12 protein-coding genes are annotated in these 14,739 nt (G+C 76.9%); 8 read left to right on the forward strand and 4 right to left on the reverse strand.

Translation table 11 applies throughout. The features are described from left to right. The first annotated feature begins 77 nt into the window (after nt 1–77). The 7 genes from AB0N76_RS17140 to AB0N76_RS17170 all read left to right on the forward strand — a co-directional run bounded on the left by AB0N76_RS17140 (nt 78) and on the right by AB0N76_RS17170 (nt 7,532). Complete coding sequence (locus tag AB0N76_RS17140; RefSeq protein ID WP_363557843.1) at nt 78–956, forward strand: hypothetical protein; 879 nt, start codon at nt 78–80, stop codon at nt 954–956. 58 nt (nt 957–1,014) lie between these two features. Beyond that, nucleotides 1,015–1,296, forward strand: a complete 282-nt coding sequence (locus AB0N76_RS17145; RefSeq protein WP_363557845.1) for a hypothetical protein — start codon at nt 1,015–1,017, stop codon at nt 1,294–1,296. Between the two features lie 50 nt (nt 1,297–1,346). Next, entirely contained in the window at nt 1,347–1,724 is a 378-nt protein-coding gene (locus AB0N76_RS17150) for a TadE family protein (protein ID WP_363557847.1), read from the forward strand. Beyond that, nucleotides 1,721–2,221, forward strand: coding sequence for a pilus assembly protein (locus AB0N76_RS17155; RefSeq protein WP_363557849.1), 501 nt, complete (start codon nt 1,721–1,723; stop codon nt 2,219–2,221). Before AB0N76_RS17150 ends, AB0N76_RS17155 begins: the two co-directional genes overlap by 4 nt. A gap of 112 nt (nt 2,222–2,333) precedes the next feature. Beyond that, nucleotides 2,334–2,804 (forward strand): hypothetical protein, encoded by a 471-nt coding sequence (locus AB0N76_RS17160; protein WP_363557851.1) that lies wholly within the window; start codon nt 2,334–2,336, stop codon nt 2,802–2,804. After that, a complete protein-coding gene (locus tag AB0N76_RS17165; RefSeq protein WP_363557853.1) occupies nt 2,804–6,877 on the forward strand; it encodes a LysM peptidoglycan-binding domain-containing protein in 4,074 nt (1,357 codons plus the stop codon). Before AB0N76_RS17160 ends, AB0N76_RS17165 begins: the two co-directional genes overlap by 1 nt. A 67-nt stretch (nt 6,878–6,944) precedes the next feature. Next, nucleotides 6,945–7,532, forward strand: a complete 588-nt coding sequence (locus tag AB0N76_RS17170) for a hypothetical protein (protein WP_363557855.1) — start codon at nt 6,945–6,947, stop codon at nt 7,530–7,532. Between the two features lie 79 nt (nt 7,533–7,611). Here AB0N76_RS17170 and AB0N76_RS17175 read toward each other — a convergent pair whose 3' ends face one another. The 4 genes from AB0N76_RS17175 to AB0N76_RS17190 form a co-directional block, all read right to left on the reverse strand. Continuing rightward, nucleotides 7,612–8,700, reverse strand: a complete 1,089-nt coding sequence (locus AB0N76_RS17175) for a tetratricopeptide repeat protein (RefSeq protein WP_363557857.1) — start codon at nt 8,698–8,700, stop codon at nt 7,612–7,614. Continuing rightward, on the reverse strand, nt 8,697–10,064 hold the full coding sequence (locus tag AB0N76_RS17180) for an ATP-binding protein (protein ID WP_363557859.1): 1,368 nt from the start codon (nt 10,062–10,064) through the stop codon (nt 8,697–8,699). The genes AB0N76_RS17175 and AB0N76_RS17180 overlap by 4 nt, the downstream gene beginning before the upstream one ends. Before the next feature lie 54 nt (nt 10,065–10,118). Then, nucleotides 10,119–10,880 carry an MBL fold metallo-hydrolase gene (locus tag AB0N76_RS17185; protein WP_363557861.1) on the reverse strand — a complete coding sequence of 254 codons (762 nt, stop codon included), beginning with the start codon at nt 10,878–10,880 and terminating at the stop codon, nt 10,119–10,121. A gap of 100 nt (nt 10,881–10,980) precedes the next feature. Further along, nucleotides 10,981–11,976: a helix-turn-helix domain-containing protein gene (locus tag AB0N76_RS17190; protein WP_363557863.1), complete on the reverse strand. Its 996-nt coding sequence runs from the start codon at nt 11,974–11,976 to the stop codon at nt 10,981–10,983. 295 nt (nt 11,977–12,271) lie between these two features. On the opposite strand from AB0N76_RS17190, the gene AB0N76_RS17195 reads away from it, so the two are divergent. Continuing rightward, on the forward strand, nt 12,272–14,461 hold the full coding sequence (locus AB0N76_RS17195; RefSeq protein ID WP_363557865.1) for a hypothetical protein: 2,190 nt from the start codon (nt 12,272–12,274) through the stop codon (nt 14,459–14,461). Nucleotides 14,462–14,739: the final 278 nt, after the last annotated feature.

Raw genomic sequence — 14,739 nt, forward strand, 5'->3', positions numbered from 1 at the left:
GGCGGCGCGGACGGGGCGGCGGAGGCCGGCCCGCCGGCCGGGACCGACGGCGGCCCGCGGATGCTCGGGGAGGTCCGATGATCTCCCCCTGGTCCGTGCTGGCCGGCGCCGCGGCGGCCGGCGGCCTCGCCCTGCTGATCTCCGAACTCCGGCCCTCGCCGCCCGACCTGGGCCAGGCCCTAGACCGGCTGCACCGCACCCCCGCCGACCGCGCCCCCGACCCGGACGAGCGGCCGCGCTGGTACGACCGGATCGGCGAGCGCTCGGTCACCCTGCGCGGGGTGCGCATCCCCGAGCGGGAACTCGCGCTGATCGGCCGCACCCCGGCCCGGTTCATGGCGCACAAGCTGCTCTTCGCCCTGCTCGGCCTCGTCCTGCCGCCCTACCTGGCGGTGACGGTGCTGCTGCTGGACATGAGCCTGCCGTTCGCGCTGCCGCTGGTGGCCGGACCGCTGCTGGCCGGCCTGCTCTTCTTCGTCCCGGACGCGATCGTGCGCGGCGAGGCCAAGGAGGCGCGGGTCGAGTACCTGCACGGCATCGCCGCCTACCTGGAGCTGGTCGCGCTGGAGCGGGCCGCCGACCTGGGCCCGGCCGAGGCGCTGCGCCGGGCCGCCGCGGTCGGGCGCGGCGCGGTCTTCCGCCGGATCCGGGACGCGCTGGACCGGGCGGCCACCGACCGGCTCCCGCCGTGGGCCGGACTGGACGCGCTGGCCGTGGAGCTGGGCCTGACCCCGCTCCAGGACGTGGCCGACATCATGCGGATCTCCGGGACGGACGGCGCCGCCGTCTACGACACGCTGCGGGCCCGGGCCAAGGGCCTGCGCGGCGAACTGCTGGCCGAGGACCTCGCCCGGGCCAACGCCGACAGCGAGCGGATGGTCGCCCCCGGCTCCGCGCTCACCCTGCTGATGACCGTCCTGATCATCTTCCCGGCGCTGCACAAGATGCTCAATTGAGGCACCCGTCGCGGAGGTCAGCTCCCTCCGTCACCACACCACTCCCCTGGAGCACCCGATGAAGAGTCACCTCAAATCCCTGGTCAACCTGGTGGCCGGCGCCACGCTGCTGCCGATCCAGTTCGCCCTGCTGCTGTTCCACTTCCGGATGGGCCGGGTCAAGGCCGCCCGGGCGCGCGGCGACAAGGGCGCCATCAGCATCGAACTCGCGCTCGCCATCATCGCGCTGGTGTTCGTCGCGGGCCTGGTGACGGTCGCGCTGGTCGGCCTGAAGGACAAGGTCGTCGAGAAGGTCAACCAGGACCCGCAGTACCCGGGGGCGGGTGGCGCGACCAAGTGACGCAGCGCCGCCACCGCCTCCGCCACCACCCCCGCACCGACCGGGGGTCGATGAGCCTGAGCCTGGCCATCGTGTTCCCGGTCGTGCTGATCCTGATCCTGACCGTCGCCCAGACCGGCCTGTGGTGGTACTACCGCCAACTCGCCCTCAGTGCCGCCCGGGAGGGCGCCGACGCCGGACGGCTGCAGGGCAACCAGATCGACGCGGTGAAGGACGCGGCGGCCCGCAGCCAGGCCGAGGCCTTCCTCGTGCGGCAGGGCAGCACGGGGCACGTGGTCAGCACCGACGGCAGCACGCCGGTGCTGGTCCGGGTGACGGTGGAGGTGGCGGCGCCGGTCGTCGTCCCGTTCATCACGCCGCCGACCGTCCGGCAGCACGCCGAGGCGCCGCGCGAGCGCTTCGTCCCGCCGCCGGTGGTGGGTCCGTGAGGGCGATCCGGGCGGCCGGGCGGCTGCCGCTGCGGCTGCGGCGGCTCGCCGGACGCCGGGTGGCCCGGTCGACGCACGGGCCGGACGGCGGCGGCGTGGCCGTCGAGATGGGCTTCCTCGCGCCCGCCATCGCCGCGCTGATCCTGGCCACCGTCGCGGTCGGCCGGGTGGAGACGGCGGCCGGCATGGTGGAGGCGGCGGCCCGGTCGTCCGCCCGGACGGCCTCGCTGGCCCGCAGCGTGGCCGGGATGGACGAGGCCGCGAAGAAGGCCGCGAAGGACTCCCTGGAGCAGCAGGGGGTCCGCTGCGCGAACGCGAACGTGGCCTCGGTGGCGCACGGCGAACTGGTCAGCCACGGCGTCGCGATGGCGACCGTCGAGGTGACGGTGCGGTGCGAGGTCGGCCTGAGCGACCTGGTCGGCGGGCCGGACGTGCCGCTGACCAAGACGCTCACCGGGCGGTTCGTCTCGGTCGTCGACCGCTACCGGAGCCGGTGAGGATCTCGTGAGGACGAGGTGGCCGAAAGGGGATTGGCGAGCCGTCGGGCGGGGGAGACGCAAGCGGAGAGCGCCCGGGGGAGGGCGGACGGACGGGCCGGCAGGGGGTGCCATGGTGCGGGTGCGGGGGGCGTCGCCGTTGCGTTCCCGGCTGCCCTACCGCCTGCGGACCCGCACCGACCGGGGCGCGCTCTCGATCTTCGTCGCGATCTGCGCGGCCTACGTGGTCCTGGTCATCGCGCTGGTCATCGACGCCGGCGGCAAACTGCGGTTCGCCGAGCGCCTCGACGGCTACGCGCAGGAGGCCGCCCGGGTGGGCGGCCAGCAGCTCGACGAGGCCGCCCTGTTGCAGGGCGCGGGGTACAAGGTCAGGCGGGACTACGTCGAGGAGGCCGCCAACGGCTACCTCAGGCTGTACGGCCTGACCGGCCACGTGGAGTTCTCGCTCGACGGGGCGTCCGTCGAGATCACGGTGCAGGGCACGTACACGCCGGTCCTGCTCGGTGAGCTCGGCGCAGGGATGGTGACGGGCCGGGGCAGCGCAGTCCTCGCCCACGGAGTCAAGGAAGCGGAGACCGACTGATGGCCGCGCCACGCGCCAAGGACCAGAGCACCCGGGCCGGGCGGCCGGCCCGGGGTGTGCCCGCCACCCCCGCGTCCGGCCGGCGGCCGGCGCCGCGACCGTCCCGCCGGGGCGGTGGCGGCCGACGAGGCCGCGGTGGCGCCGTGCTCGCCGCGATCGCGGCCCTGATCACCCTGCTCGGCCTGCTCGTCGGCGTCCCGGCGCTGCTGCTGTACGGCACCCGGGCGGTGCTCGACATGGGCCCGCTCGCGCCGGACGGCCTCGGCGCGCTGCTGACCAGCCCCGACGACGGGCGGCTGTTCCTCTGGCTGCTGGTGGTGGTCGGCTGGATCGGCTGGGCCTGCTTCGCGCTCTCCGTCCTGCTGGAGGTCCCGGCGCAGCTGCGCGGCCGGGTGGCCCGGCGGCTCCCGGCGTTCGGCTGGAGCCAGCGGGCCGCCGCCGGGCTGGTCGGCGCGGTCATCGCGCTGCTGCCGGTGGCCGGTTCGGCCTTCGCCGCCACCGCCGAGCACGCCCCGGCGGTCGCCGCGTCGGCCCAGTCGGTGGCCGGGGTGCAGCGGGCCGCGCTACCCGCCGCGCAGGCCGCGCCGGCCCTCGCCCCCGCCGCCGAGCAGCAGCCCGGCTACACCGTCCGGGACAGCCGGCCGGCGGACAGCCTCTGGTCCATCGCCGAGCGCCAACTCGGCTCGGGCGAGCGGTGGGTGGAGATCGCGAAGCTCAACGACGGCCGGGTGATGGACGATTCGGGCACCCGCTTCGACGCGGAGCGGCCGATCCACCCCGGCTGGCAGCTGCTGATGCCGGCCGACGCCAAGCCGGACGAGGCCAAGGCCCCCGCACCCGCCCCTGCGCCCGTGCCCGCTCCCACCCCGACGCCCGCCCCGGCCCCGGCTCCGGCCGGGACGCCGCAGGGCGCCGGCACCGTCACCGTGAAGCCCGGCGACAGCCTGTCGGCCATCGCCGAGCGGGAGTTGGGGGACGCCGAGGCCTGGCCGAAGCTGTTCGAGGCGAACAAGGGCGTGCAGGCGCCGGACGGCGAGCGGCTCACCGACCCGGACGTCGTGGTGCCCGGGATGGTGCTCAGCGTGCCGGGGGCTGCTGCCCCCGCCCCCGCGCCCGCCCCGACTCCGGAGCCCGCGCCCGCGCCCGCTCCGGCCCAGGAGCCCGCGCCCGCCCCGGCGCAGCCGGCCCCCGCGCAGCCCCCGGCCGCCCAGAGCCCGGCCCCGGCCCCCGCCCAGGCCCCGGCCCAGACCCCCGCGCCGCACGCCGACGCCCAGACCCCCGCCGCCCACGCCGAGCAGGCCCCGAGCGACGACTACACCGTCGCCCTCGCCGCCTCCACCGTCGGCGTGCTGCTCGCGGCGATCATGGTCGGCGCCGTCGCCCGCAAGCGCGGCGGCCAGCTGCGCGCCCGGCGCCCCCGGCACCGGATCGCGATGCCCGCCGCCCCCGCCGCCGCCTTCGAGGCCGAACTCCGGGCCCGCCAGGACGAGGCCGGCCTCGACCTGCTCGACCGCGCCCTGCGCAGCATGGCCCGCAACACCGTCCGCGGCGGCAAGCGGCTGCCCGCGATCGTCGCCGCCCGGATCACCCCCACCAAGACGATCGAGCTCCACCTCTCCGGCGCCGCCGAGCCGATCGCCCCGTTCCGCGCCGCGCACACCCCCGACATCTGGTGGTGCGCCGCCGACTCCGACGGCCTGCTCTCGCCCGGCCAGGCCCGCAAGACCGCCGCCCCCTACCCGGCGCTGGTCACCCTCGGCTCCTCGGCCGACGGCTCGGTGGTCCTCGCCGACCTGGAGACCGTCCGGCTGCTCCACCTGTCCGGCCACCCGGACGACGCCCGCGACGTCCTGCGTACGCTGGCCCTCGAACTCGCCCACAGCCCGCTCGCCGACCGCCTCCACCTGCACCTCGTCGACCTCGCCGAGGAGGTGCCGATCAGCGGCCCCGCCGCCGAGCGGGTCCACCGGCACCCCACCCTGGAGGCCGCGCTCACCGCCCTCGGCCCGCGCACCGCCAAGGCCCGCGCGACGCTCGTCGCCGCCGAGGCCGTCAGCCCCCGGGACGCCCGCAGCCGGGGCCAGGCCGACGAGTCCTGGACCCCCGAGATCGTGCTCTGCGCCCACCAGCCCGGCGGCGAGGTCCCGGCCGAACTCGGGCGGCTGCTCGACGCCCGGCCCCGGACCTGCGTCGCCGTGGTCACCCGCGCGCCCGAGCGCGGCACCGGCCCGGTCGCCCGCTGGACCCTCCCGGCCACCGGCCAGGCCACCATCCCCGGCCTGCACCTCACCCTGGAGCTCCAGCGCCTGACCACCGGTCAGTACGAGCAGGTCACCGAGCTGCTCCGGGCCGCCGACGACGGCACCCAGCTCCCCGCCCCCGCCTGGACCCTGGACGGCGAGGAGCTGGAACCGGCCGAACTCCAGGTCGCCGTCCCGGTCCTCGCCGCCGTCGGCGCGGCCGGGGGGCCGGGTGCGGACGGGCCGGCGGGCGGCTTCCCGTTCGCCACCCTGGACGCCGCGCTCGGCAGCGCGCTGGGCACCGGGGCGGACCGGGACGAGGACGACGCGGACGGCCCGGACGCGGCCGGTCCGCGGCTGCTCGCCCGGGTGATCGGCACGGGCGCCAGCCCGTTCGCGGGCACCGACCCGGCGGCGCCGGCCTCGGCCTCGGTGGCGCCGTCGCCGTCGGGTGCCGCCTCGCCGTCGGGGTCCGCCCCGGCCTCGGCGCCGGCCTCGATCGTGCCGGTCGGGCCCGCCGCGCTGCCCGGCCAGCGTCACCTGATCAACGGCCTCGGGCGGCAGGCCGGCGCGTCGCCCGCCGTACCGGTCGGCCCGGCGGTCCCGGCGGTCCCGGCCGGCCCGGCCGCGGGTTACCCGGTCGGGACGCCCGTGACCCCCGAGCCGGCCGGCGGTGCTTCCGACGGCTCCGGCGCTTCGGACGGCTCGGACGGCCCCGGCGCTTCGGACGGTTCGGACGGCGAGGAGACCACCCAGAACCTCGGGCTGCCCACCGCGGTCGCGCCCGTCCAGCCGGTGACCCCGGTCGCCCCGGCCACCCCGGCCCCCGTGCCAGCCGCCGAGCCCGCCCCCGTTCCCGCGCCCGTCCCCACCCCCGTCCCCGAACCGGCGCCGACGCACGACCCGGCCCCGGCCCCGGCCCCCGCCGCCCTCGCCCCGCGCGTCCCCGCCCGGCCCGAGCCCGGCCCGGCCGCCGCCCCGATGCCCCTCCCGGCCGCCCGCACCACCCCCGGCCGCAGCGACAGCGACGACCTGCTCGCCATCCTCCGCTCCCCGGAGGCGCACGCCACCCGCACCGCCCCCCGGATCCGCCTGCTCGGCCCGGTCGACGTGGCCGGCACCGGCGGCACCGCCGAACCCGGCGCCGTCACCCGGCTCACCGAGCTCGCCGCCTATCTGGCCCTGCGCCCCGGCGCCGACCACACCGCCCTCGACCACGACCTGCACCCCGGCGCGGCCCACCTCGACCCGCACCCCACCGCCGCCGACGGCCGCAGCCCGCTGCCCGACAAGCTCGCCGACCTGGCCGCCTGGCTGGGCACCTCCGCGGAGGGCCGGGCCTTCCTGGTCACCGACTCCACCGAGGGCTACGCCTTCGCCCCCACCGTCACCTGCGACTGGGACGAGTTCCGCAGCCTCTACCGGCGCGGCATGCGCAGCACCAGCGCCACCGCCGACGCCGCGCTCGCCCACGCCCTCGCCCTGGTCCGGGGCGCCCCGTTCGCGGAGGCCCCGCCCGCCGCGTACGGCTGGGCCGAGGCCGAGCGGCAGGACATGATCGCCGCGATCGTCGACACCGCCCACGAACTCGCCGCCCGCCGCCTCCAGTACGGCGACCACCGCAGCGCCGAGGCCGCCGTCTTCCGCGGCCTCGCCGTCGCCCCGGACGTCGAACTGCTGCACCGCGACCTGTTCTACGCCTACGCCTCCGCCGGCGCTCGCGACCAGCTGCTCCGCGCCGTCAACCGCCTCGACGCGCTCAGCCGCCGCACCGGCCGCGACCTCGACGCCGACACGGTCGCACTGCTGCGGGACCTGCTGGCGGGCTCCTGAAGTCCCGCCGGAAAGTATTGATGTGATGATCCCTTGAAGTTTCCGTGATGATCAGTAGCATCACCGCATGACCAACAGCCTGATCATCGTCGCCAGGTCCAACAACCCGCTCGGCCACCTCGCGTCGGCGGCACAGGCCCCGGGGGAGGAGTACGAATTCGGCCTGGGATGGCGGATGTTCGTGACGGAGACCGACATCCCGGGGACCCTCCCCGAGATCGCGAAGGCGGTGTACAAGGAGACCGGGTACCCGGCGATCATGGCCTTCGCCAACAGCGACCCCGGGTACCTGGGCATCGTGTTCTGCGAGAAGGGCAAGACCGACCTGACCTACGTCACGGGAGTGGACGAGGCCAAGGCCGACGGGTTCGTGGCGCCCAAGTTCAAGCACCACCCGATGTCCGCCATCGGGGCGGCCGCGAGCTGGTCCAAGAAGGCCGGTCTGAGCAGCGGTTACGACGCCCTGAAGGCCGCCGCCAACCGCTCCGGCGGCCCCGGCGCGCCGGGCATGGACCTGCTGCTGACCTGGCTGGTGGGCCTGGGCATACCGGGCTGCGCGGACGTCGACCCGTACTGGAACGAGATCGGCGACGCCGCGATCGCGCAGCGCCAGGCGTTCTGGCAGCCGAACGTGGAGGTCCGGATCGACCTCTGACCGGGGCCGCCGGCCGGTGGTCGCCGAGCCGCCGGCCGTGGTGCGCCCGGCCGGGAGGCCCCCGGCCGGGCGCACCCGCTCAGCCGCGCATCTCCGCGCGCTCGTACCACACGGTGAGCAGGGTCGGCACCAGCGCCACCCAGAACAGCACCTGGGGGACGGTCCGTTCGGTCCACGGCACGGTCACGATCACCACGGCGGTGAGCGTGCACCACGCCGACTGCCCGACGATCAGCCGCGCCCGGCCGACCCGCCGGACCAGCGACCACAGGCTCATCCGCACGCCGCCGCGCATCGCCCGGTAGCGGCGCCAGGCGCCGAAGCCCCAGACGGCGGCCATCAGCGCGAGCGCGTAGAGCCGGGTGCCGAGCGGTCCCGGCAGCGCCGTCGGGTCGTCGCCGGTCGGGAACACCCGCCCGGCCAGGGCCGCGAGCACCAGGCAGAGCAGGCCGAGCCAGCGGGTCCCGCGCAGCATCCGGAACACCGTCCGGTCCAGGCCCTGGCGCAGCCAGGTGCCCTGCGGGTCGACGGCGAGCGCGGTGGCGAACGCGTCGGCGGCGGCGGGCAGCTTGGCGCCCGCGCCGGTCAGCGGCGGGGAGGCGGCCTCCGCCGCGACGTACCCGGCCCACTCGGTGAGCGCCCAGGCGTTCTGCGGGTCGATCCGCAGGGTCTCCCGCACGGCCTGCCGGCTCACGTCCAGGCGGCCGTTGAACAGCGCGGCCTTCCACAGCGCGTAGTGCGCGCCGACCTCCTCCGGGCCGAGCCGCACGGCCGTCGCCGCCGCGTCGAGGGCCTCGGGCCAGCGCGGCTGCCAGGCGCCCAGCGCCTCCGAGAGGGCGATGAAGCCCCGGAAGCCGTTCGGGGCCAGCCGGATCGCCTCGTGCGCGGCGGCCAGCGCCTCGTCCGGCCGGCCGAGCCGGCGCAGTGAGATCGTCCGCACGTACTGGGCGTAGGAGGTCTCCGGGGAGAGGGCCGCCGCCTCGCCGGCGGCGGCGAGCGCCTCGTCGAAGTCCCGCAGCGTCAGATGGCAGGTGGCGAGGTGCAGCCAGGCGTTCGCGTCGGACGGGTCCTCGGCGATCCGCCGGGCGAGCAGCGCGCGGGCGTCGTCGTGGCGGTCGAGGTCCATCAGGGCGGACGCCTGCTCGACGAGCGGGTTGAGCACGGTCACAGCTTTCGCGCCTTCTTCAGGTAGGCGAGCAGTTCGTCGTACACGCCGCCCTCGTTGGCGAACATCGCCACGTTGCGGGCGGCCGCGAACCACGGCTCGGTGGACGGTCGGACCGCCTTCGCGGCGGCCAGCAGGTCCTTGGTGTTGATCATGCGGACGGTGCCGGTGCGGGCGGAGTCGAGCAGGGCCGACTCGGCCGCGCTCTCGCAGACGTGCGCCAGGTCGGCGCCCGAGAAGCCCTCGGTGACCTTGACGAGCTTGGCCAGGTCCACCGACTCGATCGGGCGGTCCCGCAGGTGGTAGCGGAGGATCGCGTCGCGGGCCGGGCCGTCGGGCGGCAGCACCAGCAGCGTGCGGTCGAGCCGGCCGGGGCGGCGCAGCGCGATGTCCACGTCCCAGGGGACGTTGGTGGCGGCGAGCACGAACACCCCGTCGTTGACGTCGCCCACGCCGTCCAGCTCGGTCAGCAGCTGGTTGACGGTGTTGCGCATGCCGGTGTGGGCGGTGCGGCTGCGCTTGGCGCCGAGCGCGTCCAGCTCGTCGAGGAAGACCACGCACGGCGCCTGCCGGCGGGCGGTCTGGAACACCTCGTGCAGGTTGCGCTCGGAGTTGCCGAGCCACATGTCGAGCACGTCGTTGATCGAGACCGAGATGAAGTTCGCGCCGAGCTCCCCGGCGACGGCCCGGGCGATGAACGTCTTGCCGCAGCCGGGCGGCCCGTACAGGAGCAGGCCGCCGCGCAGGCTCTTGCCGTACAGCTTGCGCAGTTCCGGGTTGCGCATGGGGGCGAGGAAGGCGGCCTCCAGACGGTCCTTCACCTCCCGCATTCCGCCGACGTCGGCCAGCCGCACCGCGCCGGGGCGGTCGGGGGCCTCCACGTCGTACGCGCTCGCGTCGCCGGGGTCGCCCGCCGCGCCGTCGACGGGGAGCGGGGCCTCCTGCGGGCCGTTGTTCCGGTAGCCGGCGGTGAACCGGGGCGGGAGGACATCCTCGACCTCCTGCGCGGCCGCCGCCCAGTCGAAGCCGCCGCCCTGCTGCGGGGGTTGCTCGGCGGGCTGTTCGGTGGGCTGCTCGGCGGGAGCGGGAGCGGGAGCGGGGATCGGGGCAGAGGGTGGGGGCGTCGGGCCGGCCAGGGCCCGCGCCATCAGGGCCTTCGCCTGCGCGTCCTGGGGCGCCCGGCTGAGCGCGACGGCCGCCTCCGCCACCGCCGCGTCACCGTGCCCGGCGGCGAGCAGCAGTTCGGCGAGGTGCAGCCGCAGCGGCACATCGCCGGGCGCCGCGGCGACGGCCGCGCGCAGGCTGCCGATCAGCGGGGACTCGGCGGCCGCCGGGCCGTCGGAGGTGTCAGGGGTTCCGTCGATCATGCCCTCACCCTACGAACCCGCCGCGCGCCGCCGGAAATCAAGTCCCGCCCGGGGTCAGGCCTCCTCGGGGTCCGCGGCCCGGGTGACGAGGCGTCCGGCGGCCTGGAGCCGGGCCAGGCGGTGGTGTTCCCGCTGCACCCAGCGCCGGACCCGCTCGGGCCGGAGCGGGACGCCGTGGCCGACGTGCAGCGTGGTGGGGTCGAGCGCGAGCATCGCCCGGAGGCTGGCGAGGTTGCGGACCGGATCGTCGTGGAACGGCGGGTTGGCGGGCTTGCCGGGGATGAAGCCCATGAAGGAGTTGGCGACCAGGTCGCCGGCCACCAGTTCGCCCTCGTCGGTGAGGACGGAGACCGAGCCCGCCGTGTGCCCGGGCGTGGGGATGACGCGCCCCTCGACCCCGAAGTCCGCCAGGCTCGTCTCGGCGCTGATCAGCACTTCGGGTTCGAACGGCTCGGTCCCGACGTGAAGCGCCGGGAGACGGTCCATGGCGCGGCCCATCGGACCGGTCGGCAGATGGGGTGCGCGGGCGCGCCCGGCGCGGTACGGCCCGAGGTCCGCGACGTGACCGGCGACGGGCGCGCCGGTCAGGCGGCTCAGCTCGGCCGCGGAGCCGAAGTGGTCGATGTGGCCGTGGGTGATGACGATCAGCGCGACGTCGGCGGGGTCCACCCCGTGCTCGGCGACCCGGTCGAGGATCAGCCGGCCGCTGCCGGGCGTCCCGGCGTCGACGATCACCGGCCGCCGGCCGAGCAGCAGGTAGGCGTTGACGGTGTGCCGGCCCACGACCGGGATCGGGACGACCTTCGTACGGGACATGGCGTGCTCCAGGGTGTCGGGGCGGCCGCTGGGTCGCGGGCACGCCGGAGGTCCGCCCGGCGGGGACCGGGGCGGGGTGGTGCGCGGGGGAGCCGGGGGGTTACCGGAAGCGGCGGCGGTACTCGGCGGGCGTGGTGCCCAGTCGGCGCTGGAAGGAGCGGTGCAGGGTCTCCACCGAGCCCAGGCCGCTGGTCCCGGCGACCACCGGCAGGCTGTGGTCGCTCTCCTCCAGCAGCCGCCGGGCCGCCTCCAGCCGGGCGGCCTCCACGTAGCCGGCCGGCGTGCTCCCGGTGCGCTGCCGGAACGTCCGGGAGAAGTGACGCACGCTCAGGTGCACGCGCGCGGCCAGGACGTCGACCGAGAGGTCGTCGGCCAGGTGGTCGGCGATCCACCGGCACAGCTCGTCGATCCGGTCGTCCACCGGCGCCTCGGCCTGGGCCTGCGCCTGCGCGGTGAGCGGCACGCTGAACTGGCTCTGCCCGCCCGAGCGTTTGACGTACATCACCAGCGTCCGGGCGGCGGCCAGTGCCACTTCCCGGCCGTGGTCCTCGGCGACCATCGCGAGCGCCATGTCCATCCCGGACGTACCGCCGGCGCCCGTCCACACCCGGCCGGAGCGGAGGAAGATCGGGTCCGGGTCGACGGTGACCAGCGGGTGGTCGGCGGCCAGCCGGGCCGCGCTCAGCCAGTGCGTCGTGGCGCAGCGCCCGTCGAGCAGCCCGGCCGCCGCCAGCAGGTGCGCGCCGGCGCAGACCGAACCGGTCCGGCCGGCCGCGGGCGCCGCCCGGCGCAGCCAGGCGGTCACCCGGGCGTCGACCACCGGCTCCGCCGCGCCGTCGACCAGGTTGATCGCGCCCGACACGAGCAGGGTGTCGACCCGGCCGGTCACCTCGTGGAGGGCCAGGTCGGACAGCAGGCGGACCCCGGCGGCCGTCGGCAGTTCGCCGCCGTCGGCCGTCGCGATCCGCACCCGGTAGCCGGGGCGGCCGGGGCCGAGCACCCGGGAGGCGACCGAGAACACCTCGGCCGGGCCGGTGACGTCCAACAGTTCCACTCCGGGAAAGGCCGCGATGACGACGTTGTGCGGTTCGGGCATGCCCCGATCATCGTGCCGGGGCCCGGACGGCCGCAATGACGGGGTTGTGGCAGATCCGGACACCGGCGGCGGGGGTCCCGTCGTCCGCCGCCGCAGCCCGGCGGCGCCCGGCGACGCAGCCCGCCCGCCTCCGCCGCCCCGTCACCCTCCGCCGGGCGTGGGCGGATCGCCCACCCGGCCTGGCTCGCCCGTGCCGGGATCTCGTAGGGTGGCGCCCACGGGTGTGGTGACCGGCACCACGCGGGGCAAGGCAGCAGACGCCGCTGAGCGGCGGGGCGGGGCGGGTGACCTGGAGATGGCGGAGACTACGGCGGTCCCCGGAGGTCCCGACCCCGCGACGGACGCGGGTCCCCGGGACGCCGTGCCGCCCCGGCCCCCGCGCAACCCCTACGAGGAGCACCCGCCCGGGCCGGCCGCGCTGTACGAGCCGCCGCCGGTCTCGGCCCCGCTCTCGGCCCCGCTCTCGGCCCCGGCCGCGGTCCCTGCCGCGGGGCCGGTGCCCGGACCGCCCGCGCCGTCCACCGGGTGGACCGTCACCGGGATGCCCGCCATGGGCGGTGCGGCGGGCGCGCCCGGTCTCCCCGGTCTCCCCGGTGCGCCCGGTGGGCCTGGTCTTCCGGGTGGGCCCGGTCTTCCCGGTGCGCCGCTCGCGCCCGGTGCGACGCCGCTGCCGTTCACCGTTCCCGGCCACCCCGGTGCCACCCCCGCGCACGGTCTGCCCGGCCTCGGCGGCGGCCTGGGCAGCGCCCCGCGCGGCCGGATCCTGGTCGTCGAGGGCGGCTACGGCACCTCCGGCCGCCGCACCTGGGGACGCGGCGGACCCGCCCAGGCCCCGGTGCTCTCCGCGATGCTCGCCGCCGTCTCCCCGCAGGTCCTGCTCGCCGCCGACGCCGTCGACGCCGTGCACCTTCCCGGCGCGAGCGACCCGCACACCGTCCTCGCCCACCTGCGGGCCGCCGCCCGCCACCCCGGACCGCTGCTCGTCCACCTCGGCGGCCACCTGCTCGCCGACAAGCGCGGCGGCCAACTCCACCTCACCCTGCGGGACTCCAAGCCCGGCAGCATCCGGCAGGACGGCCTCGCCTGGCAGGCGATCGCCACCGAACTGCGGCACCGCCCGGCCGACTGGCAGACCCTGGTCATCGCCGACCTGAGCGCCGACCAGAACGCCTGGCCGCTGCTCCAGGGCAACGGCGCGCCGCTCGCCGAAGGCCTGCCACTGTGGGCCGTGGTCAGCCCCGATCCGGAGCAGATCGGCACCTTCACCCGCGCCCTGATCGAGGCCCTGCACGGCGGCCGCCCGGGCGCGGACGCCGTCCTCGCCCCCGAGCAGCTGAGCGGGCAGGTCTACTCGGTGCTCCGCCCGGACGTGGTCGTCGTCGCCACGCACGCGCCCGACCGCCCGCTCTTCCGCAACACCGCGCGGCGCGGCGACAGCCCGTACGAGGGCCCGACCCCGGCCGCCCTCCTGCCCCGCCCGGCCGCGCCCGAGGACGTCGCCTGGGACGACGCGCCGTGGGGCGACGCGCCCCGGGACGCGGTGCCGCAGGAGGCCGTCCCGCAGGACGCGGTGCCGGACGTGGTGGCGGGCGCGGTGCCCCGGCCGAGGCCCGCCGTGACGCTGGACAAGCCGGCCGCCGACCTCGCGCCCGCGTCTGCGCTCGCGCCCGCGCCGGAGGCTGAGAGCGCGCCGGTGCCGTCGGCCGAGGGCCCGGTGGACCTGATCAAGCCCGGAGTCCCGGCCACGCCGCCGCTGCCGCCGAAGCCCGTCGACCTCGTGAAGCCCGACGCCTGGCAGCCCCCGGCCGACGAGCCCGCCGAGGTCGCCGAGGCTGCCGAGCTGCCCACCGAAGAGCCCGCGCCCGCGCCCGAGCCCGAGCCCGAGCCCGAGCCGGAACCGGAGCTCGCTGAGCCGGCCGAAGCCGAGGCCGACCCGGAACCCGCCCCCGAAAGCGCCCCCGAGCCGCCCGCCGACGAATCCCCCGTTTCCGAGCCGCCCGTCTCCGAGCCGTCCGCCTCCGAGTCGCCCGCCTCCGAACCTCGCGCCGACTACCGGGAGGTGATCGGCCGGATCGTCCGCAGCGCCGACGCCGGCGACCACGCGGCCGCGACCGACCTGGCCTTCGCCCTCGAACTGGAGGCGATCGCCGAGCATGGCGCCGTCTCCGCCCCGGTCTTGCAGGTCCGCCAGGTCCGCGCCCACGTCTCCCGCCTCGCCGGTCGGACGGCGGAGGCCGCCGACATCTACCGCGAGGTGGCCCTCTCGCTGCTCCGCTCCCAGGGACCCGAGCACCCCGAGACCCAGCACGCCGCGACCAACGCCGAAGCCTGCTGGCGCGCGATCCCGGACCGCGCCGAGGCCCTCCGCATCGCCCCCGAGATCATCGAACTGCGCGCCTACCTCCCCGGCCCCGACGGCCGCAAACTCCGCGCCGCCGAACGCCACCTGACCCAACTCGCCGCCACCCAGCCCGACCAGTCGTAGCCCCGGCCCGCAGTGGAAGCCGGCAGATCCGCCGTCCACCGCACCCACCCGCCTCGCCCCGCGCGCGAGCAACGGAGTAGGAAGTCGGCGGGCCCGACTTCTGGCGCACCCTCTGCTTCGGCCCGCCCTCGCCTGGGCGGGCCGTCCGGGCCTCGGGCGGCGATCGGCGGAGTAGGAAGTCGGCGGCGACTTCTACTGCGCCCACCTCTCCGGCCCGTCCCGTCCCGGGGGCGAACGGCGGAGTAGGAAGTCGGCGGGCCCGACTTCTGGTGCGCCCG

The organism is Kitasatospora sp. NPDC093806 (assembly GCF_040683335.1).
Taxonomy (GTDB): Bacteria; Actinomycetota; Actinomycetes; order Streptomycetales; family Streptomycetaceae; genus Kitasatospora.

What these genes read in the sequence shown, in the direction of transcription:
- AB0N76_RS17140 (WP_363557843.1), top strand. Translation starts at nt 78, where the DNA reads ATGATCTCCCCCTGGTCCGTGCTGGCCGGCGCCGCGGCGGCCGGCGGC.
- AB0N76_RS17145 (WP_363557845.1), top strand. Translation starts at nt 1,015, where the DNA reads ATGAAGAGTCACCTCAAATCCCTGGTCAACCTGGTGGCCGGCGCCACG.
- AB0N76_RS17150 (WP_363557847.1), top strand. Translation starts at nt 1,347, where the DNA reads ATGAGCCTGAGCCTGGCCATCGTGTTCCCGGTCGTGCTGATCCTGATC.
- AB0N76_RS17160 (WP_363557851.1), top strand. Translation starts at nt 2,334, where the DNA reads ATGGTGCGGGTGCGGGGGGCGTCGCCGTTGCGTTCCCGGCTGCCCTAC.
- AB0N76_RS17165 (WP_363557853.1), top strand. Translation starts at nt 2,804, where the DNA reads ATGGCCGCGCCACGCGCCAAGGACCAGAGCACCCGGGCCGGGCGGCCG.
- AB0N76_RS17170 (WP_363557855.1), top strand. Translation starts at nt 6,945, where the DNA reads ATGACCAACAGCCTGATCATCGTCGCCAGGTCCAACAACCCGCTCGGC.
- AB0N76_RS17180 (WP_363557859.1), bottom strand. Translation starts at nt 10,064, where the DNA reads ATGATCGACGGAACCCCTGACACCTCCGACGGCCCGGCGGCCGCCGAG.
- AB0N76_RS17185 (WP_363557861.1), bottom strand. Translation starts at nt 10,880, where the DNA reads ATGTCCCGTACGAAGGTCGTCCCGATCCCGGTCGTGGGCCGGCACACC.
- AB0N76_RS17190 (WP_363557863.1), bottom strand. Translation starts at nt 11,976, where the DNA reads ATGCCCGAACCGCACAACGTCGTCATCGCGGCCTTTCCCGGAGTGGAA.
- AB0N76_RS17195 (WP_363557865.1), top strand. Translation starts at nt 12,272, where the DNA reads ATGGCGGAGACTACGGCGGTCCCCGGAGGTCCCGACCCCGCGACGGAC.